Source organism: Methanothrix soehngenii GP6 (genome assembly GCF_000204415.1).
Lineage (GTDB): Archaea > Halobacteriota > Methanosarcinia > Methanotrichales > Methanotrichaceae > Methanothrix > Methanothrix soehngenii.
This window is the reverse complement of record NC_015416.1, coordinates 2,125,273-2,150,854: the sequence shown is the minus strand read 5'-3', so window position 1 is coordinate 2,150,854 and position 25,582 is coordinate 2,125,273. Positions and strand designations below refer to the sequence as shown.

At 50.6% G+C, this 25,582-nt stretch carries 24 protein-coding genes, 1 tRNA gene and 1 pseudogene; 10 read left to right on the top strand and 16 right to left on the bottom strand.

Going from position 1 to position 25,582, the window contains the following annotated elements; all coding sequences use genetic code 11:
* Positions 1-39: 39 nt before the first annotated feature.
* From MCON_RS10645 to rnhB, 3 genes are all read right to left on the bottom strand, one after another.
* Positions 40-1,392 carry a TrpB-like pyridoxal phosphate-dependent enzyme gene (locus MCON_RS10645; protein WP_013719974.1) on the bottom strand — a complete coding sequence of 451 codons (1,353 nt, stop codon included), beginning with the start codon at positions 1,390-1,392 and terminating at the stop codon, positions 40-42.
* A 466-nt stretch (positions 1,393-1,858) separates the two neighbouring features.
* Positions 1,859-3,004: a pyridoxal-phosphate-dependent aminotransferase family protein gene (locus tag MCON_RS10635; RefSeq protein WP_013719973.1), complete on the bottom strand. Its 1,146-nt coding sequence runs from the start codon at positions 3,002-3,004 to the stop codon at positions 1,859-1,861.
* A gap of 35 nt (positions 3,005-3,039) precedes the next feature.
* A complete protein-coding gene (gene rnhB, locus MCON_RS10630) occupies positions 3,040-3,672 on the bottom strand; it encodes a ribonuclease HII (protein ID WP_013719972.1) in 633 nt (210 codons plus the stop codon).
* A gap of 266 nt (positions 3,673-3,938) precedes the next feature.
* On the opposite strand from rnhB, the gene MCON_RS10625 reads away from it, so the two are divergent.
* The 4 genes from MCON_RS10625 to MCON_RS10610 all read left to right on the top strand — a co-directional run bounded on the left by MCON_RS10625 (position 3,939) and on the right by MCON_RS10610 (position 7,614).
* Positions 3,939-4,013: transfer RNA gene (locus MCON_RS10625), tRNA-Met, on the top strand.
* Between the two features lie 371 nt (positions 4,014-4,384).
* On the top strand, positions 4,385-5,122 hold the full coding sequence (locus MCON_RS10620; protein WP_162145017.1) for a hypothetical protein: 738 nt from the start codon (positions 4,385-4,387) through the stop codon (positions 5,120-5,122).
* Between the two features lie 516 nt (positions 5,123-5,638).
* Entirely contained in the window at positions 5,639-6,505 is an 867-nt protein-coding gene (locus MCON_RS10615; RefSeq protein ID WP_157863791.1) for a DUF4198 domain-containing protein, read from the top strand.
* A 368-nt stretch (positions 6,506-6,873) separates the two neighbouring features.
* The gene (locus MCON_RS10610) at positions 6,874-7,614 is read left to right on the top strand and encodes a hypothetical protein (protein ID WP_013719969.1); all 741 of its coding nucleotides are present in this window, start codon (positions 6,874-6,876) and stop codon (positions 7,612-7,614) included.
* A 193-nt stretch (positions 7,615-7,807) separates the two neighbouring features.
* Here MCON_RS10610 and MCON_RS10605 read toward each other — a convergent pair whose 3' ends face one another.
* From MCON_RS10605 to MCON_RS10560, 10 genes are all read right to left on the bottom strand, one after another.
* Entirely contained in the window at positions 7,808-8,638 is an 831-nt protein-coding gene (locus MCON_RS10605) for an energy-coupling factor ABC transporter ATP-binding protein (RefSeq protein WP_013719968.1), read from the bottom strand.
* A gap of 38 nt (positions 8,639-8,676) precedes the next feature.
* Positions 8,677-9,426 carry a cobalt ECF transporter T component CbiQ gene (gene cbiQ / locus MCON_RS10600; protein WP_013719967.1) on the bottom strand — a complete coding sequence of 250 codons (750 nt, stop codon included), beginning with the start codon at positions 9,424-9,426 and terminating at the stop codon, positions 8,677-8,679.
* Positions 9,423-9,845 (bottom strand): hypothetical protein, encoded by a 423-nt coding sequence (locus MCON_RS15315; protein WP_013719966.1) that lies wholly within the window; start codon positions 9,843-9,845, stop codon positions 9,423-9,425. Before MCON_RS15315 ends, cbiQ begins: the two co-directional genes overlap by 4 nt.
* 4 nt (positions 9,846-9,849) lie before the next feature.
* Positions 9,850-10,167, bottom strand: coding sequence for a hypothetical protein (locus tag MCON_RS10590; RefSeq protein ID WP_013719965.1), 318 nt, complete (start codon positions 10,165-10,167; stop codon positions 9,850-9,852).
* 1 nt (position 10,168) lies between these two features.
* Positions 10,169-10,798 (bottom strand): cobalt transporter CbiM, encoded by a 630-nt coding sequence (cbiM, locus tag MCON_RS10585; protein WP_013719964.1) that lies wholly within the window; start codon positions 10,796-10,798, stop codon positions 10,169-10,171.
* Positions 10,799-10,806: 8 nt separating this feature from the next.
* Positions 10,807-11,592 (bottom strand): DUF4198 domain-containing protein, encoded by a 786-nt coding sequence (locus MCON_RS10580; protein ID WP_083804717.1) that lies wholly within the window; start codon positions 11,590-11,592, stop codon positions 10,807-10,809.
* 99 nt (positions 11,593-11,691) lie between these two features.
* The gene (locus MCON_RS10575; protein WP_157863978.1) at positions 11,692-12,486 is read right to left on the bottom strand and encodes a DUF4198 domain-containing protein; all 795 of its coding nucleotides are present in this window, start codon (positions 12,484-12,486) and stop codon (positions 11,692-11,694) included.
* A gap of 105 nt (positions 12,487-12,591) precedes the next feature.
* A complete protein-coding gene (locus MCON_RS10570) occupies positions 12,592-12,900 on the bottom strand; it encodes a hypothetical protein (protein WP_157863790.1) in 309 nt (102 codons plus the stop codon).
* Between the two features lie 35 nt (positions 12,901-12,935).
* Complete coding sequence (locus MCON_RS10565) at positions 12,936-13,724, bottom strand: DUF4198 domain-containing protein (protein ID WP_157863789.1); 789 nt, start codon at positions 13,722-13,724, stop codon at positions 12,936-12,938.
* A 698-nt stretch (positions 13,725-14,422) separates the two neighbouring features.
* Positions 14,423-15,286 (bottom strand): class I SAM-dependent methyltransferase, encoded by an 864-nt coding sequence (locus tag MCON_RS10560; protein ID WP_013719959.1) that lies wholly within the window; start codon positions 15,284-15,286, stop codon positions 14,423-14,425.
* A gap of 308 nt (positions 15,287-15,594) precedes the next feature.
* Here MCON_RS10560 and nikR point away from each other — a divergent pair, with 308 nt between their 5' ends.
* From nikR to MCON_RS10530, 6 genes are all read left to right on the top strand, one after another.
* Positions 15,595-16,017 (top strand): nickel-responsive transcriptional regulator NikR, encoded by a 423-nt coding sequence (nikR, locus tag MCON_RS10555; RefSeq protein ID WP_048132355.1) that lies wholly within the window; start codon positions 15,595-15,597, stop codon positions 16,015-16,017.
* 25 nt (positions 16,018-16,042) lie between these two features.
* A complete protein-coding gene (locus MCON_RS10550) occupies positions 16,043-17,500 on the top strand; it encodes a tetratricopeptide repeat protein (protein WP_013719957.1) in 1,458 nt (485 codons plus the stop codon).
* 393 nt (positions 17,501-17,893) lie between these two features.
* Positions 17,894-19,450: a 2-isopropylmalate synthase gene (locus MCON_RS10545; RefSeq protein ID WP_013719956.1), complete on the top strand. Its 1,557-nt coding sequence runs from the start codon at positions 17,894-17,896 to the stop codon at positions 19,448-19,450.
* 52 nt (positions 19,451-19,502) lie between these two features.
* Positions 19,503-20,285: a TatD family hydrolase gene (locus MCON_RS10540; protein WP_157863788.1), complete on the top strand. Its 783-nt coding sequence runs from the start codon at positions 19,503-19,505 to the stop codon at positions 20,283-20,285.
* 136 nt (positions 20,286-20,421) lie between these two features.
* Positions 20,422-20,907 (top strand): TIGR00288 family NYN domain-containing protein, encoded by a 486-nt coding sequence (locus MCON_RS10535; protein WP_013719954.1) that lies wholly within the window; start codon positions 20,422-20,424, stop codon positions 20,905-20,907.
* Positions 20,908-20,930: 23 nt separating this feature from the next.
* Positions 20,931-21,686: a rhomboid family intramembrane serine protease gene (locus MCON_RS10530; protein WP_013719953.1), complete on the top strand. Its 756-nt coding sequence runs from the start codon at positions 20,931-20,933 to the stop codon at positions 21,684-21,686.
* 338 nt (positions 21,687-22,024) lie between these two features.
* Here the strand turns inward: MCON_RS10530 and MCON_RS10525 are convergent, their stop codons facing one another.
* The 3 genes and pseudogenes from MCON_RS10525 to MCON_RS10515 all read right to left on the bottom strand — a co-directional run bounded on the left by MCON_RS10525 (position 22,025) and on the right by MCON_RS10515 (position 25,296).
* Positions 22,025-22,867, bottom strand: a complete 843-nt coding sequence (locus MCON_RS10525; protein WP_013719952.1) for a glutaminyl-peptide cyclotransferase — start codon at positions 22,865-22,867, stop codon at positions 22,025-22,027.
* Between the two features lie 142 nt (positions 22,868-23,009).
* A pseudogene (locus MCON_RS10520) lies at positions 23,010-23,213 on the bottom strand (transposase); the annotation flags it as partial.
* A gap of 439 nt (positions 23,214-23,652) precedes the next feature.
* Positions 23,653-25,296 (bottom strand): WD40 repeat domain-containing protein, encoded by a 1,644-nt coding sequence (locus tag MCON_RS10515; protein WP_013719950.1) that lies wholly within the window; start codon positions 25,294-25,296, stop codon positions 23,653-23,655.
* Positions 25,297-25,582: the final 286 nt, after the last annotated feature.

Here is a 25,582-nt window from a genome sequence, read left to right as displayed (position 1 = left end):
TGCTCAATCTTGCTTCTTCGCGCTTTTTCCTTCTTTGGATCAGGGTTTAGGCAGCTTGGCCAGGGACTGCTTGACCAATTCGGCGGGATATACATAGTCCACCAGCTTGCCATCGTTATAGGCATCATAGGATGACAGATCGAAGTGGCCGTGGCCGCTCAGGGAGATGAAGATGACCTTCTCTTCTCCGGTCTTCCTGCAGTTAAGGGCCTCGTCTATGGCCGGCTTGATAGCATGGGCAGATTCTGGGGCGGGGATTATGCCCTCAGTGCGGGCGAAGAGGGTGGCCGCCTCGAAGACCTCAGTCTGCTGCAGAGCAGTGGCCTCGATCAGGCCGTCGTGCACCAGATTGCTGAGCAGTGGTGCATCTCCATGGTAGCGCAGGCCGCCTGCGTGAATGCCCGGTGGAATGAAATCATGGCCCAGGGTGTACATCATGATCACCGGCGCCATGCCTGCGGTATCGCCGTAGTCATAAGCAAAGAGACCTTCAGTAAGGGTAGGGCAGGCTGTGGGCTCGCAGGCTACCATTCTCAGGTCCTTTTTGTCCTTTAGTTTATCGGGAATGAAGGGGAAGACCATTCCTGGGAAGTTGCTCCCTCCACCGCAGCAGCCGAACATCACATCGGGATAGTCCTCAGTCATATCGAACTGCTTTTTCAGCTCCTGGCCCTCGATGGTCTGGTGGAGCAGGACATGGTTTAGGACCGATCCCAATGAATAGTTGGTGTTATCATGGCTTGCTGCATCCTCCACCGCCTCAGATATGGCTATTCCCAGGCTTCCCGGCGTGTCAGGCATCTTTTCCCTAATCTGCCGGCCGAAGTTCGTCCGGTCCGAGGGGCTAGATAGGCATTCAGCGCCCCAGACTCGCATGGCGCTCTTGCGGTAGGGCTTGCTATCGAAGCTTGATCTGACCATATAGACTGTGCACTGCAGGCCGAATAAACAGGTGGCCAGGCTTAGGGCCGAGCCCCACTGCCCGGCTCCGGTCTCCGTCGCCAGCCTCTCTATTCCCTCCTTCATATTGTAGTAGGCCTGAGGGATAGCGGTATTTGGCTTATGGCTACCGGCGGGGCTCACACCCTCATATTTATAGTATATCTTTGCAGGGGTCTTGAGCGCCTTCTCCAGGGAAGCGGCCCGATAAAGCGGAGTGGGCCTCCATAGCTTGAGGATCTCGCGTACCTCCTCTGGGATATCTATCCAGCGCTCAGTGCTCATCTCCTGCTGGATAAGCGCTTTGGGAAAGATCGCTTCCATATCCTGGGCAGTCAGCGGCTTGAGCGTTCCTGGATTCAAAGGCGGTTTCAAGGGCGTTGGCATATCTGCGGCTACGTTGTACCACTTTTTGGGTATCTCTTCCTCGTCGAGCAAGTACTTGATCTTCATCTGGGACACTCCATCTTTATGCTAGCGCACTCCATCGTTGTGCTGAGATGCTGTCTGATGTACATCGATGGTTTCCACGCGTCATTATTTAAATGCTTTGAAATGGTCTGAATAGATTTTGCCTGATCTCCCCAATCCTTGCCCTAGAGGAGAAGGTTTCTGAAGGGAGATCAGATCACTTTGGCCTTCTTCAGCCATGAGCTTCAGGTCCTCTGCTCTCAAGCATTGTTAATGAATGGCCACCCAGGATTCCGCAAGCAGCTCATGTGGATCCAGATCCGGGAAATCGCTTTCGTGCTATGCTTCCCGTTTTCTCTGCCAGATGGTAGAAGTATGCTTTTCTCTTCAAGATATCTGATAATGGCCCAGGAAGTGATAGCTCTATCTGCCAGAGCACGAATTGGCAGGCTAATATCCTTGTGGTAGGCCTTGATCTTCGACCAAAAAAAATTTTAGTGCAGAGCAATCAGCTGTCCAGCACTCTGCTCATCGCCTCCACTCCTACGCCGCAGGAGTGGATATTGCCCTCTTTGAGCAGGATCAGCTCCAGGGTCTGAATAGTCCTCAAGAGGTCGCCGCTAGAGCAGACTCCCATGGTACCGATGCGGAAGATCTTGCCCTTTAGCTGCTCTTGGCCTCCGGAGACGATGACTCCTTTCTTCTTCATGCCGCCGCGCAGCTTGTCATCGCTCACGCCCTCAGGCATCTTCATAGCGGTCACTGTATTGGAGTAATGAGAGTTTTCATTGGTCTGGGGGAAGAGCTCTATCCCCAGCGCCTTGGCCGCAGATCGAACCGATTCCGCCTGTTTTGCTGCTCTCTCTCTCCGGGCGGCAAATCCCTCCTCCGCCGCCATATGCAAGGCCTCCTGCATGGCGAAGAACAGTGGCACTGCTGGGGTGAACGGAGTTTGAGCCGGGCTCTTTCTCGCGCTCTTCAGATGGGCCTTCAGGTCGGCATAGTAGCTTGCGCTCTGGGCAAGGAACCTCTCCTCTGCCCTGGGGGAGACGGATACCACCGCCAGGCCCGGGGGCACAGCCAGAGCCTTCTGCGAGCCGGTGATGGCGATGTCAATGTTCCACTCATCGGTGAGGAACTCATTGCCGCCGATGGAGGATATGCCGTCTACTATGAACACCGCATCGTACTTCTTCGCCAGCCTTCCCACCTCTTTCGCGGGGTTGGTCAGGCCTACTGAGGTCTCATTATGGACCATGGCTACCGCTTTGGCCCCCTCTTCCAGGGCAGCCTCGACTCTATCCAGATCAAATGGCATGCCCCAGTCGAACTTCACGGGCACGCACTTGCCATATCGCTCGCCGATCTCAGTGAATCGCTCGCCGAACTTGCCATTGGATATGGTGACTATCTTATCCTCATGACCGATGATGCCTGCTACGGCCGCATCCATGCCCAGCGTTCCGCTGCCGGTCATTATCGCGATCTGGTTCTTGGTCTGGAAGAACTCCTTGAGCAGTTCGGCGCACTCGCTGTAAATGGCTCCGAACTCGCCGCTTCTATGGCTGATCATGGGCTTGGACATGGCGCGCAACACTCGAGGTGCGACCTTGACCGGCCCTGGAATCATGAGCAAAGTATCCTCTATATCCATTTGATCCCTTCTTAGGCATCTTGATTTCAGGCGGCCTATATAAAACTAGCTTTGATGCGTTGCGCCGTTGTCCAGCTATGCCTGGCGCAGGGCGGGAGGTCTTTATTCTCTCGAACCCACTCCGAGAGAAAGGCGATAGTATCGCGATCATGAGGATATCCACTCCCGATCTTGCAGTGCATCTCGTTCTCCAGCTCCCGCATGGACCGGTCCCTGCGTACCTTGGCCAGAATTGAGGCGGCAGAGACTACATGATGCCTCTGGTCTGCCTTATGCTCTGCGATCAGATCCATGCTGGTTTTTGAATGATTGCGAACTGCCTGGGCAAACCTCTCCGCATTAACATCAGCGGCATCGAGAATCGCCCTATCGGCATGCAGTCGTCCCACCACCTGGGAGAAGCTTCTCACCATGATATCATTCATGGTCATAACCAGGCGCAGTTCGTCGATCACCTCCGCCCTGACCTCTAGAATGTATTGATCGGTAGCAATGGTGGTGATCTTCCTTGCCAGAGCCTCCCTCTTCGCTGGCGAGAGCATCTTGGAGTCTTTCACCCCCAGAACAGCCAGGTCAAAAAACCTCTCCTCATCGATCACCAGTCCAGCGACGAACATGGAACCAATAACAGGCCCTTTTCCTGCCTCGTCTGCGCCCATCAGCAGCATAAAAGATGATTGAACAGGTGATACATTAAGTAAACGAGTCTCAGATTAACGTATCCCGGCAGGCAGATGATTGCCAACCAGTGGCAGACAGCAAATCCAGCCCCTAATCTATCCTCGCCTATTCTGAACGGCATCGGTAGGTGAGGACAATTCAAGAGAAGTGAGGGCAGGACGATCCTCCATATGGGCCTATCCAGGCAAATGGCGATGGCTTCTATACGCAAGCCTTATAAGCAAGTATAAATCACTGAGTATGTCCCATATGAAGCGGGGTAGGGTAGTCAGGATATCCCGACGGGCTCATAACCCGTAGACCAGTAGTTCAAATCTACTCCCCGCTATCACTTTTGCCATCGTTCTCGTCCTGCAGAAAATCATTCTAATTCCCCTTCAATTGCAGATATTTCATGATAAGGGAGGGCTGGCACCGATCAATCTTGCCAGCGGCAGCAATTGATGAGCATCTCATGCTCCCTCCCGGAAAATTTGCCCCATGCATTTTAATGTATTTGTTAATTAAAAAATTATTTAAGTATTTAATAGCGAAAAGCATATAAATATCATAGGTTTAACTATTCTAATACCTGGCAATATTAGGCAAAATAGATATACTTGGAATTAATTGTACCAGCTGTAATCAATCTTTGGAGGATGAAATATGAAAATTGACTGGCTATCTTCGGCCTTAATGACATTTATTCTATTTGCATTTATGTCTGGAGCTAATGGAGCGGAAGCTGTGGCATTAAACAGCCAACAAGGCGGCACATTGGCCAATTTTGATAACTCAGCCCCATTCAATGAATACTATGGATCGATTATGGGATCTGTGCCAACCTCTCTGCTCACAGTTCCCGTGCAGGTTGATCTGACGAGCAATGCACCTGCATATGTCTATTTAGGCACAGCGATGCAGAAGGTTGACTACTCTGCATATCAACCCGCAGCAGTCAGCGATTCCCTATGGATTGCTGGAGCAACGAGCTGGTCACAATATGCCATTGTACCCCAGGGCTCATTGGTGAATCTGTTGGCCATCTCTACCAAGGAAGGTCAGGGAACCTTTGTCGTCTACCATCCCAACGGGCAGAGATATGATTTCAACTGCCTCCTCTTCCCCACCAGCCAGCTTCAGCTATATGCTGATGCACCTGGAAGCTATCAGGTCTCCTTCATTATGGATGGGGCAGCTAGCAATACAGTGATGATAGATGCATTGGGTACTACCCCGACAATAGTAGATACAGGCTACTTGGCAGGAGAGGCTGGCGGAGATTATCTGGCATCCATCTTCGGCGTACCCAAGACCAGCATGGGCCCGCAAGCCGGCCTGGACAATAAGGCTGCTTTAAAGGAATACCAGAAGAAGATCAACAGCGAGTATTGGAGCAGTTCCGACAACGATATTGCTTGGGCCATTGGAATAGACAGGTGGCTGAACGCAGCTTAATTGGCATAGAGCGAGCGCAATCGCTCTTTTTTTTTTAATGCAGTAGTTTAGTTTGCTTTTCCTGATAATTTAAGAGAATCTTAAACAGGATTCAGGGAATCTATTTAACCGGCTCTTCGCTGAATTATGTGGATCAGGCCCGGCAGAGATTATAACCTCTGTTCCTCTGCGCCTCTGTGGTTGAGTCAGAGCATAGCGGTTCACCACAGAAGGCACGGAGACATAGAGTTTTTCCGATTTATGTTCACCCATACCACATAGCGAGGAGCCATTTAACCTGTAGGGTTGCGAAGGACGAAGCGGGAAGCCCCCGTCTTTTCCTTGAAAACAAGATTAAGATGTCGATAGATCTTGCTTTTTATTTGCCTCGTATGGCTCCAGTCCTGAGGCCCATGAGTGTTTAGGGTGGGGGGCGTTCACCATATAGATATTTAATATGACTTAAGATGAGGTTTTTTGGAATTTGTAGCAAAGCTTAAGTATAGTGAAGCGCTAAATCAGATCGGTGTACAATATATGAGAAGACTATTGCTGATAGCTGTGCTGCTAATGCTATTTTCCTCGGCAGCGGTGGATGCGCATCAGATTTTCGTCAGGCCCATATCCGGCTTTGCGAATTTAGGAGATACAGCCATGCTCCCTGTGGCCGCCGGTCATAATACCTCCTCCACAGAGATGCCGGAGGGATTGACCAACCTGACCGTAATCAGACAGGATGGCGGCGTGATCGATCATATCCTCAATGAGAAGAGCGATACCATGGGCAACTGGCCCATATTCAGCTTCGACGTTGAGCATCCGGGATTGTATGTCATAACCTCCTATAACGGCGGTGGAGCCTGGACTCACATCATCACCAATCCCCCGGCGATTGGATACTGGGAGGCGGGAATAGTAGATGAGATCGACTTTGACGCCATCAACAAGACCGGCTGGGCCAAGGACTGGTATGTCGAGAGGTCTTATCCCCTCCACACCTATGGCAAATCATTCATTGCCGGTCCAGAATCTGATTACTCCATAGCCTCAAAGCCAGTGGGACAGATCCTGGAGATCATTCCCCTCACCAATATCACAGAAGTGGGCAATGGCGACTTCGAGTTCCAGGTTTTATATCAGGGCCAGCCTTTCAGCGACCTGGAACTGATCGCTCAGAAGGTTGGCGATGATACGAAGATAAGAGGCACGACCGATGCAGAGGGAAAGGCGATGCTCAATCTGTCCAGCACAGATGAGCTGAGCGAGTGGGTGGTTGTTGCCGATACGCTCATGGACACCAGGGTGGTGGAGGTGAGGGACGCACCCAGAGGTGAGGCCTCCAATGAGAAGTCGTATGTAGGTCCTGTCTACAGGGCGACCGTGGTCCTGAGAACCGACTTTTGATCCAGTGGACTATTTGCTGGTCCTCCTTTTCTCTTTTTTGGTGGCTTATGCCATTCTCCCTGGTCTTTCTTTCTTGAGAGGCCTGTACCGCCATCCAGAGAAATCAATTCCAATCAGAATCCGAAATATCCCTCTTATTGCTACTAAAAACAAAAAGTTTATTAACTAGTATTATCCTAACTCACCGAATAGCGACAAAGCACATTGACCTCCTTTACCGTCGTCTATCTGTCGTTGGGCTCCGGCCAGAGTTGCCAGGCCGGACTCTTCCTCAAAGACCATCCTCTCCTGGTCTGGTTCCTCAATGCGTGGTTCGTCAGGAGGAGAGGCAAAAAGAAAAACCTAGCAAAATTGGAGTGATAGCTTGCATGAATAGCAAAATCGCGGTATCAATTCTGATGCTCCTCGTACTGTCCTGGCCGTCTGTTGGATCGGATTGCATCTATCTGGGAAGCGGAATCAGAGACCAGGTCATAAATCTCGATGCGGGTGCAAGGGTGCCCGGCCAGAACTACCAGTTTACCAGGTCCGGTTTCGTAGCGCCCAGCATTCCCCAGCCAATGGCCCTGAGCCCTAATATTATGATCACTCAAGCTAAGAACTTAATGGATGAGGCTGCTAGAGCCAAAGACGAGTCTGTAGCTGCCAGAAATGAGTCTTTATCTGCCAGAGATGAAGCAAAAGCGGCATATGGCGAGGCAAAATCCTTGTTGGCGGAGATGAACGAGGCGGAGAAAAATATCCAATCCCAACTGGTAAAAGCAGAATCCTGGGCAGATGTCTCTGCCACAAATGCCGTTCGGGCAGGAGGCCTGTTCAATATGACTGATGAGGCTTGCAGAAAGACGCTGGCACTCTCTAAGGAGGTAGAAGGAAATGCGAGCCGGACAGAGTCTATGATGGAGCAAGCCAGAGATTATGCCAATGCATCTGCAAAAAGCGCTGGTCAGGCAATCGAGAGCCAAAACCGCACTTATTTATTGCATAATGAGACGGCAGTCATCTTCAGTCAATCCTCGGTTGTATACAATAACATGACGCTTCTGGCAAAGGAGATGCAAATCAATTCTGATAAAATAAGGACATGGATGAGCGAGAAGACGCCTTGAGTAACAACCAGCTTTGGTATCTGCGTTTCCTATTCCTAATGGAAGCCTGCTCAGATTTGCCCCACTCCTCCACACTTCATCATAGCTCTCCGGTCAGGCCGCCGTGCTTGTGGGGAGCGGGGCGGGGTTTTTTGGGCCAGTAAGATGGGATGCCCTGGCCCATGAAGATCGTATCCGAGGTCTGCTGCCTATCTCATCGATGGAGCATCTCTCTTATAGTCCCAATGGCCTCACCTTTTTTAAAGGGAATGGCACCGGAATACAGGCCCTCCTCCTGCAGAGTCTCGAATAGATCAGCAAGGATGGGCATCTCCAGGCCCAGATCATCCATCAAATCCCTCCTGCTCATGATCTGATGAACACTGCCCTCTGCCACAATGCTCCTATTGAGGAGAAGAACCCTGTCCGCCAGCAGGGGTACAAGGTTTACATCATGGGTGGCGGTGATAATGGCCGTCCCATTCCTCTGCTGCTCTCGGATAAGGGAGACCATCTCCATCCTGGAACGGGGATCCAGGTTCGAGGTGGGCTCATCCAGGACCAACACCGGTGGCCTCATGGACAAGACGGTGGCAAAAGCGGCTCTCTTCCTCTGGCCGAAGCTCAGGTGATGAGGCACCTTTGCCGCCTGGTCGGAAAGGCCAACGCATTTCAGTGCCCACTGCACTCTCTCGTCCACCTCCTTTTGGGATAATTCCATATTCGTCGGACCGAAGGCCACATCCTCCTCCAGACGGGACATGAAGAGCTGATCATCCGGGTCCTGAAAGACCATTCCCACCTGGCTTCGAACCCATCTCAGGCTCTCATCGCCTATCTCTTTATTCCTGATCCTGACCTTTCCCTGCCCCCTCAATAGTCCATTCAAGTGAAGCAGCAATGTGGACTTGCCTGCTCCATTGGGCCCGAGAATCGCCAAGGATTCACCTTCTGCCAGGGAGAAGCTGACTTGATTCAGGGCACGCGTTCCATCAGAGTAGCTGTAGCTGAGGTTCTCAACCTCTATGGCCATTTTTTGATTCATCGTAATACCTGCCAATATCGCCGATCAAATGAGAGTCATTAGACGTATTGTATAATGAGAGCTGCAGCGATGACCAAAAAGCCCTTGAGCAGATCATCGCCTTTGATCATCATCTTCTGGCCAGAGGGCAATCTTCCCTGGTAGCCACGAGAGAGCATGGCATTGAAGACATCCTCCGATCGTTCATAGCTCCTGATGAGAAGCATTGCCACAGACACCGCAAGGATGCGAGCGGATCTGGCAGATGACCTCATCTCAAATCCCTTGGAGGCAAGAGACCTTCTCATGGTCTGCAGATCATCGTAGAAGAGGAAGATATAGCGATAGGCGAATAGGAAGATCTGAGTGAGAGGGCCGGGCATGCCAAGGCTCCTCAGGGCATTGATGTTCACATTGAATGGAGCTGTTCCCACCATAATCAGGGCAAGCAGGGCGGCGGCAATTCCCCTGATCATGAACAGCACTCCGAGTTGCAGACCCTGACGGCTGACAGTCAGAATATGGTAGCTAAACAGGTTATCCCCTCCAGCGGTGATGGGAAGGATGACCAGCAAGGGGAGAAGGAATAGGAAAGGCCACTTCATGAATCTCAGGACATGACTCAAAGGAAGCCCAGATATAAGGACCAACAGCATCGATACTATCAGCCCAGCCAGGGCCTGACCGATCCCTCCCGCAATTACAATGGAGATGAGCAGCATAAAAAGGGATATGAGTTTGGCTCGCGTCTCCCAGCGGTGCAAGGGAGAATCGAGGTCAGAGTACCTTTCCGGGTCGAAGATGCTCATGCTTTCTTCTGGCTTCTCTTTCTGGATATGAAGATCATTGACAATCCTGCGATCCCCAGCAGATAGCCAAGGCCTGCCGCTGCTCGGAGTGGCCGTGAGATCTGCTCTTCCGCTTCCTTCTGCTCCAGGTCAAGCTCCAGCTCTGCCTTATGTCCGGCAGAGTAGCTCACAAACCTGAGATCTCCAGTTCCCTTGCTGGGGCGGAGGACATAGGCACCCTCATCGTCCGTCACCCCTTTTTCTATGGTCTTGCCGTCGCTTTGAACCTCGATCTCTACTCCTCCTGCGGGGGTTCCATCGTCATATAGGGCGGTCACCTGAATCTCGTTTACCTGATAGCCCATCATCATCCTATGGCCGCAAGAAGTATTTAAGGTCAAAAGGAAAAGAAGGAGAATCAGGACTAATCGAGCCTTCATGCCATCACCTGCTTTTTGCGAGGGTATTATTGATGATAATGGATCCCTTCTCAGTATGTCCTCCTCCCTCGACCTCATAGCTCCAGTCTCCCGTTCCTTTTCCCGGAAGAGTGAAGGTAAACCTCCCTGTTGCATCGGTGACGTTTTCGGCAAAAAGAGCTCCCTCCTGATAGAGCTTCACCTCAGCATTGGCTGCCGGGCTGCCATCGTCATAGAAGACGAAAAGGTCCAGGGTTATCTGCTGGCCCACAAACATCCTGTGAGCACTGGCCGCTCCTGCCAGGAGCAGGGCGGCAATAATCACAGCTAGTATCCACCTCATATCAATTTACCTCCATAATCTTACTGCTGCTATCCGCAAGCATTTCTGGCTTGACCTTCAGGAGAAATCCTGCTGCTGCTCCCACAACCAGGGCCTCTATGATTATCACCGGCAGGTGAGCGCCTATCACCAGGAGCGATATCTCGTTGAATGCCTCACCCAGAGCCAATAGCTCCAGGGAGACCAGTAGCACTGAAGTCAGCACTGCCAGCCCCCCGGCCAGAGCTCCGAAGACCGCCTCCAGATGGGGTGACTCCAGGCCTCTTCTCTTCTCAAATAGCTGCCAGGCGAGCAGAGCTGGAACGCCTATATTAAATGCATTGACCCCCAACACGGACAGGCCTCCGTGCTGAAAGAAGACCGCCTGCAGAGTAAGGGCCACAAAAACGCCGATAAAGGCCCTTCGTCCCAGCAGTATGCCAGCGAGACCGTTCATGATCAGGTGCACCGATGTTGGGCCTATGGGGAAGTGGACCAGGCTGGCCACGAACAGCGCTGCAGTGATCAATGAGACCTTGGGAATCTCCTCTATCCGAATGTTTCTCATAGAGAAAACAAGCAAGATAAGAGTGAAGAGGAATCCTGCCGCCAGCATGGCCAGGGGCAGTACGCCATCTGATATATGGACCATCTATCGCCTCAATCGTTCACCCAGAAGGTGAGGTATGCGGTGGGAGCAACCTCTTCGTACTCGATCTGGTCTCCTTTCTTGTAGTTTTCAGATGGATCGTCCTTAACTGCAGTCCAGGTTCCACTTTCATCTATGGTGGCCTCAAATGCCAGCACCCATAATCCCGCTCTTCCAGTGGCAAAGCTGATGATGCCGTCCTCGCTCTCTCCGGAGATCTCGCTCTCCTGGGCATGCTGGACCACCAGGACATCCTCAGGAGAGCGGGTGATGATTGCGCTGTAGCTGCCAGGCACTGGCTTGCCGTCGTAGAGCACACGGGCCCGGAAGTCTTCACCTGATTTGAGCTGATAGGGATCGGCTTCGGGCACGATCTCCAGGCCTTTTCCGCTGGACCAGTCATAGCCCTCGCCCGACTGGTATGGCATGAGGACCCGGCCGTACTTCTCCACCAGGCTCTTTTTGCCCGCTGCTCCAAACGAGGCGGGATCAAATAAGGTTGTATCCATCTGCAGGTCCAATATATAGCAGCCAGGATCATCGAAAGCAACAGATCCCTTGAGCCCATCCTGATAGGGCTCAAAAAATAGCTCGCTCTCGCTGCCGTCTGGAGAGATCAGGCGGGCCAGAGGCAACGATTCAATCTGGGAATCAGCAGATCCTCCGTGGCCATAAGCGATCCAGAATTCGGTCTGGGAGTCGGGGCCTGTGTCTTGGGGAAACTCAGCATAGAGAGAATGAGCTGCTGCTGAGGATATCATCAATCCCAACAGTATCAACAAAGCAATCGTCCTCATAGTATCACATATACAGATATGCCTTAGTGTTAAAAAACCTTTCCATATTAGAATTAAATCATATTTTTTGTGGGAAAAAAAATGAAAAATCCGAAGGGCTCACTTCCTCACATACACCATCATATAGGTGCTGTATCTGGTTGTGTTGTATGGGACCATATCACCAACCTTGTAGTGGCCGGCACTCTCCATTGTTGCCGTCCAGGTTGCGGGCTCGTTGATATCATAGCTGGCGCTGACCTGCCATAATCCTCCCTGGCTGAAATTGACCATAAATGAGCCGTCACTTCCAGTGGATCCGGTCTGAGTGAGGGCCATGGCATTGTTGGGGAAGGCAGAGAAGGTGGCGTTCACAGGCTGGCCGTTGTATTTAGCCAGGAAGGTCACGTTCTCTCCCGCATGTATTGCATAGGGCGCTTTATCGGGATTTATGTCAAATGCTAATCCGGTATCCCAGCTGGTTTTGTTGCTCTCGTTCCCTACATTGATCGCCATTTTGGCAACGCTATAGCCGAGCCTGGGATTGCTGGGGCCGCTGCCATGCCAGGAGGGATCATAGACCGATGGAGTCCGAGCGATAGCGAAGAGGTAGTCGCCCGGCGAGGAATAGGTCATATCGCTGTAAGCATAGCCTATCCAGCCATATCCGGGAAGCCAATCTCCGGTATTCATATCCAGGTCCGTTTTCTGACCATCTGGAGCCAGCAAAAAGGCAGATTCAATTGCAGGAGAGGTTATGCCGGTTACATCATCAAGATGGCCGTAGAGAGCATACAGCCTATCGCTATCTCCTACATCCGCCTGATCCCGCGATTCCAGCCACACACTGTGGCCGCTTGCATTCATGGTCGCTGCTCCAATGAGGAGCAGTAACACAAACAAAGCCTTCTTCATGGAATTCACCAATCCTTATCAGCCTCTTTTGTTAAATACTTTTCTATTAGTAATAATGTGTGTTAAATATTTAAATATTGCAGCATGTCATACCGCTGAGGTTGTCTAGCTCTCCTTTATGCTGAATTGGATCACCTCATCGTGTCCATCCCCGGATATCACAAACATCCAGTCTCCAGCTCCCGTTCCTGGCAGGGCCATGCGGAAGAATCCAGTGGAATCGGTCTGATTTTGGGAATAAAGCGCACCGTTAAGGAAGACCTGAACCGATGCGTCTGCTGCCGGCTCGCCATCGTCATAGATCGCAGAAATCCCCAAGGTCAGGCTCTGGCCCACGAACATCCTATGCCCGGAGGCGGCCATGCTACCGGCCATCAATGTCAAAAGCAATATCAATAAAACGAGCAATCTCAAGCTGATCACCTAAAAAAAGGAATGGCTATCCTCGACTACTTCCTGACCCAGACTGAGAGGATAGTGGAGTATCTGGTGGTGTTGAATGGCACTGCGTCTCCGGTCTTGAATATATTGCTGCTGGAGTCGTAGGTTGCGGTCCACTCGCCATCGCCGATCACATCATAGTAGCAGTTGACAACCCACATGCCGGTCTGGTTGAAGTTGATGACGAAGGAGTCCTTATCATTGGTGAATCCTTTCTGCACCTTGGTAGCAGTCATCTGCGGATAAGCGGAATAAGTAGCATTGACCTGCTGATCCAGATACTTAACGGTGAAGGTTACGTTCTCCTTGTTCTTGATCTGATAGAGAGGCTTTTGGGATGATATCTCCATCGGCAGGCCGGACTTGAAGCTGGCGGAGCTATCGTTGCCGGCATTAATGACGGCCTCAGCGGCGCTGTAGGTCAGGCGAAGGGTTTTGTTGCTGTAGGAGGGGGCGCGGGGTGCGACATAGACGTAGTTGCCCGGCCAGTAGGCGACGACTGGGCTGACGCCAAAGTCTCCTGTCCAGCCGTATCCAGGAACCCATTCCCCTTCGACTTTGTTCGTATTCAACGTGATCTTCTGGCCGTCAGGGGTCATGAGATAGGAGGATTCCATAGCCGGAAGAGCAAAACCTGCCGGGTCATTGGCATGTCCGTAGAACACATAGGCGTCCTGGCTCTCGCCGACCTCTACCAAGTCCTTCACTTCAGCCCATACACCGTGGGCGCTGGCGTTCATGGTCACTGCTCCAATGAGGAGCAGGAACAGTGCTAATGTTGCTCTCGTATTAATCACCAGATAAGTAGTAACATTAATAACATATAAACTCTTCTAAAATATGATTTTATACTATTTATTTATTATATATTAACACACAAACAAGAAGCTGCTTTTATATATAATATTTACATTTATCTCATGCAATAGTAATAGAAATCTTAAAATTTTGTATTACGAAAACAATTTATAATATGATGGCAGAGTACCAGTGCGGAGTCGATACCAACACTCCATCTTTGCGAGGCTGGCATGCATCTTGCAGAGCATATATCTACGTCCATAATCGATGTATGCCTTTTAAAGGCTCATGGGTATCGAACTCTGCTCTTCTTTTTTGGCTCTTCGCTGAATTATGGGGGGTGAGTTGAGGCAGGGAATATGGCCTTTTGTTCCTCTGCGCCTCTGTGGTTGGGTCAGAGCATAGCGGTTCACCACAGAGGCAAAAAGATACAGAGAGTTTCCGATTCAAGTTCACTCATGCCAAATAGCGAGGAGCCTCTTTTTTGCTGGAGGCGGCCATGCGTCTTCTCCCATCAGGATTCGTCGGATGGCACCGCTCTGCAGGATTATAGCCTATGCTCGTCTCTGATGATGACCTTGGGCACCAGGAGCATCACACTGCAATGGCCCCACCTCTGGCACAGTCCTCGCGAGGTTCCCGCCCCAGAAGGCTTTCTCTCTTTTTCCTGCCAGAGACATTCTTCTGATATCCTCTATCTTAAAAGATAAAGCAAAGCGTCTTTGCTCGAGAAGGAGGCCCACAATCCGTCCTCCCTCTCGTGCAGCCGCCCTTCCGACCGCAGGTGATCGGCGATCTCCTCTGCTTTCCTATTGCTGAAACGATACTGTTTTTGCACCATCTCTAAAGGAAGATGATAATCTCTGGGGAATAGCATCACATCGAATTGATGTCCCATATCTTTGAGGATGTTATAGAGGCAGAGGTAGTTAGCCTGGGGCCTGGGACCATAGGCGAATTCGCTCAATGAGTCTGGGGGGCTGCCCCGAAAGACGATAAAAGTGCCCTCTCGAGCGATCTTGATCATCCTAGCCAGAAAGCCCTCTATCTCCTCGTCGAAGAGGCTGTAGGCGGCAAGGGCGTAGTCAACTTCAGGTCGGCTTATCTTCTCTAGCAATCCATTTTCATGATGATCGAACCGACCGTTCCGGCAGTTGATATTCATCTCGATCAGCTCATTGATCTCTCCCGGCCTCGCATCCTTCCATTCCTTCTCGATTATAGCGATGTTTGTCAGGCCCTCTTCTCTGGCCTTGCCAGTCAAGATCTGCAGATGATATGCCGAGGGATCGAGGGCAACAGTTGCAGTGGTTAGATGAGAGAGGGGAATGGCAAAGGCTCCCGTGCCTGCTCCGATGTCCAGGAGGGTCGAGCCGGATTTGATAAAGGATATGATCCTGTTAAGAACCTCTCCTGGATAGCCGGAGTGCTTGAGAGCCTGGTCATAGATCCCGTATCCCCTCCAGAATTGATCATTGGAGATCTTCTCCTCTCCAAGATCGTGCAGATAACTGGTCTCTCTGATGAAGCTCCTCCACTGATCGGTCCAAAAGCTCATCAGGCCCTCTTCACAGATAGAAGACTGTCCGAATTGAATATCCCACAGATGCTGGCAGACTTCACAATACTGGGAGCGCCAATTTTGTGAATCGGAGCTGATATCAACTTGCTCAGAACGCGTCTCATAAATATTTCATCTCTTTTGCTACTAATAAATATAATTATCATATAAAACTTACGATTATTCTTAAATATTCATATAAATTTTATATCAATAGATCTATTGCAGAAATAAATTAACCTTTTTAAGGTTCTATTCCAATAGGCTTATTACTAAGTAATACCATCATTTCGTTTGCGATAAAAATGGAGCAAGACCTGATGAGAATAGGCATATCATTGCCAGAGAATCTTCTTAATAAGTTCGATGAGATAATAATGAATAGGGGCTATTCCTCTCGTTCTGAGGGCGTTAGAGATGCCATAAGAAATTATATAGTCAACTTCGAATGGATGAGCGACGTGGAAGGGGAGAGGGTGGGAGTGATCACCATCCTCTACGACCATTCTCAAAGGGGCCTGATGGACAATCTCACCGAGATTCAGCACGATTTCGGCAGCATAATTCAGTCCAGCCTGCATGTTCATCTGGACCAGGACATATGCCTTGAGGTCGTGGTTCTCCGAGGAGATGGTCCGGAAGTCAGGAAAGCAGCGGAGAGCATGATGGCCTTGAAGGGGGTAAAGCATGTCAAGCTGACCACTACATCCATGGGAAAAGAACTTTAGATGGAAAGGGCAGATCTCAAATAGGATGAATCCATATTCTCAGAGGACCGAATTCACAGGAGGATCTCATATCAAAGCCTTTACCATCTTCATTCTGATAGCTTTAACGCAATCCATGTGCTTTGTATGCTCATGCAGCGAAGAATACACTGCCAATTACTGGCTGGAAAAGGGGGACGAATTCTTAAGGAACTCCACCTTCGAAATCGCTCTTGACTGCTATAATAAATCCATTGAGCTGGATAGCACCAATGCCTCCATCTGGATAAAGAAGGGAAGGGCCTTGGTCGGCCTGAACAGGTATTCAGAAGCTCTCTTTGCCTACAATGAATCCATCCGCCTCGACCCCCAGCAGGCAATGGCCTGGTACAGCAAAGGACTGGCCCTAGCCAATTTGGGCCTGTACAATGAGTCGATTGCCGCTTTTGACGAGGCAATCGTTATTCAACCAGAGGTTGCCCTGTCCTGGCTCAGCAAAGGAATCAGCCTAGCCAATATGGGATTGTTCAATGAATCTCTGCAGGCCATGGATATGGCCGCATCAATGGATGGAAATCTCTCTGACGTCTGGCTCAACCGGGGCCTGGTCCTGGCAGAGCTGGACAGAGACGACGAATCTGTAGACTCATTTCGAAGAGCTGCGCAGCTGGACAAGAGCAGTGAGGAAGCATGGCTAAACCTGGGGCTGGCCCTTATGAGCAAGGGAAACAACAGTGATGCCCTTGCTGCTTATGAGAATCTCACCGAGTTGAATCCGATCAATGCCAATGCCTGGATCAAGAAGGGCGAGGCTCTGCTCACCTTGGGAAGAGCAGCTGAATCCAGCGAGTCTTTCTACAGAGCCACCATGATCGATCCCATCAATGCCGATGCCTGGTATGGCAGGGCAATGGCTCTGCGCCTTTCCGGCAGATATAACGAATCCATTGAGGCCTATAATCGAACAGTTGAGCTGGAACCGGGGAATTCTGATGCCTGGAACGGCCTGGCGATCAGCCATGTGGAGATGGAAAGGTACAATGAATCCTTAGAGTGGTTCGATAGGGCTATCGAAATAGATCCCGATGAGATCGGATTTCAGTATAACAAGGCTCTGGCCTTAAACAAACTGGGAAACTATAGCGAAGAGGTTGCCGTTCTGAACAGGACAGTGGAGCAGCACCCTGATTGTGCCGTCTGCTGGAATAACCTGGGCCTGGCTCTGGCCAGACTGGAGCAGTATGACAGTGCCATTGAGGCTTATGATAGGGCCGTTGAGCTGAACTCCAGCTACATGGAGCCCTGGAACAATCGGGGGATCGCTATGGTGCTTGGATATGAGGATGTTGCTGGTGCCCTCCAGAGCTTTGACAGGGCCATCCAGATCGATCCCCGTTCCGTGGAGGCTTGGGTGAACAAGGCCAATGCCCTGGATATGGCCGATCGGGGACCTGAGGCCCAGGAGGCCCGGGAAAAGGCAAAGATGCTGGGCTACCAGGGGTAGTGGCAATGGAGGCTATAGCAGAGGCGCATCTTTATGGGATCGTCGTTCTTATAAAGTGTAGGAGAATCTGGAAGAATGTCCTGCTATAGCATATTCTTCTTTTTGGCTCTTCGCTGAATTATATGCGTGGGCCCAGCGGAGATTATAGCCTCTTTTTCTCTGTGGTGAACCGCGATGCTTTGACCCAACCACAGGGACGGAGAGGAAATGAGGCTAAAATTTCTGCCGGATCTCATCCACATAATTGCGAAGAGGCCAATTTATTCCTTCATCCTTTTCATCATAAAAAGAAGCATCTGAGACCTAGCCTTCCCTTAAGCTGCTCTACGTCGTCCGGTGTATTGGCCGGCAAAGGTTTTATAGGGCAGGATATCATTGCTCAATCTATGACACATGAAACCTCTGTGGGGAATCGTCTTCTACGACGTTCATTCGCTTGTTAATGAAAAAGTGCGCATTTTTGATACCACCCTTCGCGATGGAGAACAGACTCCTGGCGTCTCTCTCACCACGGATGAGAAGATCCAGATCGCCCGGCAGCTTGACAAACTCGGAGTGAATGTTATCGAGGCCGGTTTTCCCGTCTCCTCAAAGGGCGAGTTTGACAGCGTCCGCCAGATCGCCAGATCCGGCCTGCAGGCTCAGGTCTGCGGCCTCTCCCGCATAGTAAAAAAGGATGCCCAGGCCTGCCTTGACGCTGATGTGGACCTGGTCCATGTCTTTTCTCCCACCTCCGATATTCAGATCGCTCATACCATCAAGATGAGCCATGATGAGATCGTAGAGGGAGCAATGAGGACGGTGGAGCTTGTGAAGGATAACGGACGGACCTGCCTCTTCTCGGCCATGGATGCCACCCGCACATCGCCTGAGTTCCTGCATCGCATATTTAAAGCTGTGGAGGAAGTGCACTGCGATATTATAAATATACCGGATACGGTCGGAGTGGCAGTCCCCTCCTCATTCTACCGGCTGGTCAAGGACATCTGCGACGATGTCCATATGGTGGTGGATGTTCACTGCCACAACGACTTCGGCCTGGCGGTGGCCAACAGCCTGGCTGCAGTGGAAGCAGGTGCAAGGGAGGTCCAGGTCTGCGTTAACGGCCTGGGGGAGAGGGCGGGCAACGCCAACCTGGCGGAGGTGGTGATGGGCCTGCACTCCATCTACAACGCCAAGACCAGCATTAAGACCGAGTACCTGGTGGAGACCGCCAGGATGATTGAGCGGCTCACCAAGGTGAAGATACCCATAACTGCTCCTATTGTGGGTGAGAACGCCTTCTCCCATGAGTCCGGAATTCACAGCCACGGGATTATCGAGAACAGCAAGACATTCGAGCCTGGCATAATGACCCCGGAGATGGTGGGCCATAAAAGGAGGATAGTCCTGGGCAAGCATACCGGAAAGCATGCCGTGGCCAAGGTCCTGGAGGAGGCGGGTTACCGGCCGTCTAATGAGCAGCTTCAGGAGATCTTAGAGAGGATCAAGGAGCTGGGCGACAAGGGCAAGCAGGTCGGGAACATCGATCTTCAGACCATAGCCGATGTGGTCATAGGAGATGTGGCCAAAGAGAGCCAGGCGGTGGTGCTCAAGGAGGTCTCAGTGATGACCGGGAACATCATCACTCCCACCGCTACGGTTAAGGCCATGGTCAGGGGAAAGGAGAAGGTCCTGGCCAATACCGGGGTGGGCCCGGTGGATGCTGCGGTCAATGCCGTACAGGGACTATTGGATAGCGATACATCTATACACCTCTGCGACTTCCGGATCGAGGCCATATCCGGCGGTGCCGATGCTCTGGCTGAGGTGGTGATTGGGGTGGAGGATGACCGGGGCAGGAGAGTCAGCGCCCGCTCGGCACGAGAGGATATCGTCATGGCCTCGGTGGAGGCCCTGGTAAGCGCCATCAACAGATTGATGCTGCTGGAGGAGGCCGCTGCTCGCTAAATCAATGATAGGGGATGTGCAGAGATATATGCAGGGAACTACCCAAGGGAATATGCAGGGAAACGTACAGAAGGCAATAGTCGAGGCAATCGATTCGCATTGCCATCTGGATTTCAAGCATTTCAATAAAGATCGGGAAGCGGTGATGGAGAACGCCCGGAAGGCCGGTGTGGTCAGGATGATCAACTCCGGCGTGGACTACTCCACCAACAGCAAGTCGCTGGAGCTGGCAAAGAATTACGACTTCATCTCTGCCACCCTGGGCCTCAGCCCGAACTCAATTGACGGGAAGAACGATCCGGAAATCAAGATGATCCTGGATCAGATCGAGAGCAACGCCAGCCAGGCAGTGGGAATAGGCGAAGCAGGCCTGGATTACTACCACACTAAAGATGCTCCCAGCAGAGAACGGCAGGCAGAGATCTTCAAAAAGGTTATCGCTATAGCCGAGTCCCTGAACCTGCCCTTGGTCATCCATTCCCGGGATGCAGAACAGCCTGCTCTGGACATGGTCAAGCACCTGGATAAAGTCGTTTTCCACTGCTACAGCGGCACCCTTCCCACCATGAAAGAGGCCCAGGATAGGGGATACTACATATCTTTGGCCACAAACGTTTGCCGATCCGGACATCATCAGATCCTGGCCCGGAATGTCTCCCTCGATCATTTGCTGGTAGAGACGGACAGTCCCTTCCTCTCCCCTCGCAAGGGCAGAAATGAGCCGGCAAATGTACTGGATTCCGTCCGGCTAATCGCCAGGATAAAGGGGCTAGAGCCGCAGGAGGTGGCGGCGCAGACCGCCACTAATACCAAACGAATTTATAACATCCGTTGAAATGACCTAAAATGATTGAGACGTCCTGCATTAAGAGCCTCTGAGGCCAAGAACTCCTGAGGCCGAGACGTTCATGCGCAGGGATGAAGACTGGAAATCAGGTCATGACATCAAGAAAAGGGTCAACATGGATCGGATGACTGTGCCTTTCGAGCATATAATGAAGTATCTGGGCTCGAGAAAGGAAAAGGGAAGAAAGAGAATCGGCCTTCTGGTAGATGGGCCCAATATGCTCAGGAAGGAGTTCCAGATGGACCTGGAGGAGATCAGGGACATCCTGAAGGACTATGGTGACATCAAGATGGGCAAGGTATTCTTGAATCAGTATGCATCTGAGAAGCTGGTCGAAGCGGTGGAGAACCAGGGATTCGAGCCGGTGATCTGCACAAGCGACGTGGATGTGAGGATGGCGGTGGAGGGTGTGGATATGATCTACAATCCAGTCATCGACACCCTGGCCCTGGTCACCCGCGATGCGGACCTGAAGCCGGTTTTAATGAAGGCCATGGAGCATGGCAAAGAGACCATCATCTTCGGGGCGGAGCCCGGGTTCTCTGTGGCCCTGAGAAATTCGGCCGATTATGTGATAGTGCTGCGCGATGGCCAGTATGTTACCGAGTAAAGAGTGATTCTGTGAGGTATAAGGTGCAATTGCAGTCGAATCTATCCTCTTTTTCATGGTTCGCCCGGAAAAGGCTTGCTCAGGAGAGATGGAGCGGGCTTGGACCGCTCCTGGCACGGGCGGGAAGAAGAGAGGACTACAGAAATAGGGACGAATGGGGATATCCAACGGCTCCCAACGCTAGCTGGCAGGATCGCATCGGGGCCCTGATGCCCGTATCCTATTCGGGCATAATATTGCTGATCTGCATACTGGTGTTCCTGTTAAGCCTGGTAGCCCGCGGGTTCGTGTATGACTACCTGGCCCTCATTCCCCATTTTGTGGTCGAAAGGCCCTGGACGATTCTTACCCATATGTTCGTCCACTTCAGTTTCGATCACCTATTCTTCAATATGCTCTTCCTCTTCTTCTTTGGCATGGAGCTGGAGAGAAGGGTTGGGGGGAGAAAGTTCCTGCAGATCTACATACTGTCCGGCATTGTGGCTGCCCTGGCCCAGACGGCGGTCACCAGCGGTTCAATGGTAGGAATGGTGGGAGCGAGCGGCGCGTTATTCGGCGCTCTGGGATGTCTGGCCATAATCGCTCCGGAGATTCGGGTGCTCCTCTTCTTCGTGATACCGATGAGCATCCGCTGGGCAGTGGTGGTCTTTGCCCTGATAGATTTTCTCTTCATGGGCTCTGCGGACAACATCGCCCATATGGCCCATATCGCCGGGCTTTTTGTGGGGCTGGCCTTCGGGCAGATGATGAAAAATCAGCCCCAGTTTTATTATAGGTAGAAAAGTCGAACTGTTGAAAATGGAAATGGGAAACAATTGAGCAATGCAGTCTGGCTGTGATCTGGCGCTGCCGACCTGCAATCCGCTGCTGGGCCAGAGTTAGGCAGTGATGCTCAGCCGCAATTTATCCATCATTGCAGACCATGATATCCTCTGTCTTTGTTGATTTTATTGGCTCTTCGCTGAATTATATATGTGGGTGAGTTCAGGCATAGAATATGGCCTCTGTTCCTCTGTGTCTCTGTGGTTGGGTCAGTGCATCGCGGTTCACCACAGAAGCAAAAGATACAGAGAATTTCCGATTCAAATCCACCCATGCCAAATAGCGAGGTGCCATTTTATTCCTCCTTTGTATCTTCTACTAGCTCGATCTCAAAGAGGCTGGGCCAGAGCTTTCCCGTCACAAAGAGTCGGTCTTCTGATGGATCATAGGCTATGCCATTCAATACATCCACCCATCTCTTGGGGATGTCGCCCTCATCCATGATCCCGGAGAGATCTATCCTTCCGGTCACCTCGCCGGTATCCGGGGATATGATCGCTATCCAGGTGCTGGGCCAGAGGTTAGCATAGATCATGCCGTTGATGTACTCCAGTTCGTTCAACCCTTTTACTGGCTCGCCATCGGCGGTGACCCTTATGCTTCCCTGCAGTGAGTAGTCATTTGGATCAAGAAAATAAAGAGCATCAGATCCATCGCTCATGATCAGCCTGGATGCGTCCGACGTAATCCCCCACCCCTCCCTCCGGTAGGAGAAGCTCCCAGTTCGGGTTAGATTCTCTTTATCCCAGACAAAGCCCTGATAAGACCGCCAGGTAAGCTGGATGATCCTGTCCTTCCAGATGGCTATGCCCTCGGCAAAGAACTCATCCTCCAGGTGGACTATGTCCACAACCCTGCCTGTCTGGATATCGACCCGGCGTAGGCTGGATTGGCCGTAACCCCCAGTCCCTTCGTACAGTAGGCCATCGTCATATTCCAGGCCCTGAGTGAAGGCATTGGGATCATGCGGATAGGAATTAACAATCCTATAGCTATAGGTCTTGATGGAGCTGCTGGTGAATGAATCGATATCAACCTTATCTGCAGATGCAGAGCCTGCTGTTAGCGCTGCTGCCAAGAGGACCAAAAGCAGCAGCCTGGCCATAGGTCTTGTTTTGATATGCTTAATGCCCGCCATTCATTCAGGAGAATGGATAGGGCAGCTTATAGATTTTGTCAGATGATTATAAGGGGCAAAGAGAGGAGAATCTCAGGATCGCATTCAAGGTAATAAGAGCTGAATTATCCAATGATCATCCTTTTTTGACCGCATTTCAAACCATCTTCTCCTGATTTTTTATACTTGTTTCCGTCCCCCTGAATGCTTTTTCGGGATTTTCGTCCAGCTCTCTCCTCCACCGGCAAAGAAGACTCAGATGGATACTATATTCGCGGGCGATCTGAGCAAGTGGCTTGCCTGCCTCAAGTTCGGCTAATACTAATATCTTGAAGTCCCGGTCGTAACGCCGCCGGGTCTTCTTCATGCACTTCTCTCCATTAGTCGGCATTGCTTAGCTTTTTGGTTCACTCGAAGGGGTTCACTCCAACATGCGCTTTCAAGCCTTACCATTCTAAGAAAGATTTGCAATTTAGTTTAAGTCGTTTTCCTGACGATCCCCGCAGCAAGCTGTGGGTTATTCGAATAAATAAAGATGGCGCAGCCTAGGCCTCAATGGACTGCGGGCTTGGTCCCCTCCGTAGCTTTCAAGCTGCTCCACAAGGGAGGGCCCTTCTCTCCTAGCCCTCCAGGGGGTAGCTGAACCTCCTGGAAAGCGGGGGAGATGTATTGCCCCTTTGTAGCTACCTTAAGCTGCTTCCCGGGGTTCCTGGAATACCTCCGGGATCTGATCCCCCTTTAGGGGCTTCTAGGGGGGTCTTGATAAGAGGATCGACTGCTCTAGCATCGCCGATCTTTTATGTTACCTAAACCGCCCAGATGGGAACATAACCATCATTCTGGCCTATGGCTAATTTACTGCTGTCCAGACTAAAGGCTATAGCATAAGGTCCGTTCAATAGCTGCTTCAAAGTAGAATTTAGCTTTAGATCTAGTAGCTTCTCTCCGCTATTCACGTCATATATGAGAATTTTGTCAAAAGATCCCACAGTGACTGCAGCCAACTTGCTGCCGTCAGGGCTAAATGCCAAAGGAGATAATCGACTTCCTGAATTGTCTTTTAGGTTAAATTCTCGCAGTTTCGTCCCGCTTTTCACATCCCAAATTGAGATTTCATCCCTAAGCATACTGTGTAAAGCCAACTTGCTACCATCAATGCTGAAAGCTGCAAAATCCGCCGGATGATTGAGTTCGATTTCTTGTAGCTTCACTCCGTTTGTTGTATCCCAAATGCTAACAGTTCTCTCATCATAATTGCATGCAGCCAATTTGCTGCCATCAAGACTAATAGCTTGAGCCATAGTGCGATTCGTTTCGGTGTACAGTGTCTCTAGATTCGTCCCTCGTATCACATCCCAAATATATATGGTGTTGTCCCCATCACTAGTGACCAGTTCAGTACCACTAGGTCTGAATGCTGGTAAAATGGCCCAATGGTCGATCCATTGCAGCTTCTCTCCGCTATTCACGTCATATATGAGAATTCTGCCCATCGATCCAATAGTGACTGCTGCCAGCTTGCTACCATCAGGGCTGAATGCTAATCTAAATCCATAAAAATCATAAGTTTCCAGCGTCTGTAGCTCAGTCCCGCTTGCTATATCCCAAATGAGTAGAGGTCCTTCATAACTTGAGGCTGCTAGTTTATTGCCGTCGGGGCTAAAAGCTACCGACCATACCCCCCTATACTGACTGCAGTTCAATTGTTGTAGCAGAGTTCCTGCAACTATTTTCTCTTCTGAAACTGGATGAGCTTGCACATTTGTTGTAGGTGTTTGATCAGCTGCAATCGAAGTGCTTAGACTAGCTAACTTATGATTTATGCTGAATGTATATAATTCGTTCATCAAACTAGCTATTGAATCAGCATTCGGATCAGCAGCGTATTTTGCACGAACTTGACTAATGGTATATCTCCCTTGTGAATAGTAGTTAGTTCCGTGTGCTATCACCGAAGCTACCTTCTGTACCATTGCACACCAGCTATCCATGCAGTTAAAGTCGTCTGGCGACGTCGAACCATTTGGTATTCCATATCCAAAGGTATTATGGCATTCCGGGTGTGAAGCAGCCCATCCAAGAGTTCCAAAACCTCCTTCTAGACAGGCTGTCGCAACAAGGAATGCTGGGTTTACATTATTGCTTTGTCCAGCGACAATAAAGCAAGTACCAATATTAGCTTCATTTAACATCGGGGAGCTAGGATATTTTTCATGGATAAATTCTTCAATATCATTTGCAGTAATTGCGTTATCGTTGAACCCAACCATGTTCCGGAGATCAAAGTCAACTGAGTAAGATGATGTTGTTTCAGCATTAGTTGAAACTGTTGATACTTGCATAGCTTTCGTTTCGGTCGCATTTGAAGATGATTTTTCCTCTTCCACGCACCCACAAGACATTAAAACTAAAAATAATCCTAATATAGTAACAAATGTCCCTATCTTCATACAATCTATCTCCCTGTACTTTCCAACTTTTCGCTTTATTTATAATGTATATTGATTATTTAAAAACTTAAATGTGATCTTAATATTTAAAGGTTTTGTTTGTGTTTAGCTCCTGGCATGTATTTAGTTCCCCAACTAACAGGCGGATTTTTTGCCTTTGCCAATAGCTGCTGGACCTCATCCGGAGAACGCGTAACGGGCGCACAACGCAGGAGTTCGCTCAACATGGGGTCATTGATGTCCAGACCGTATTGCCCCTGCAAGCCGATCTTGAAGCGACCTCTCG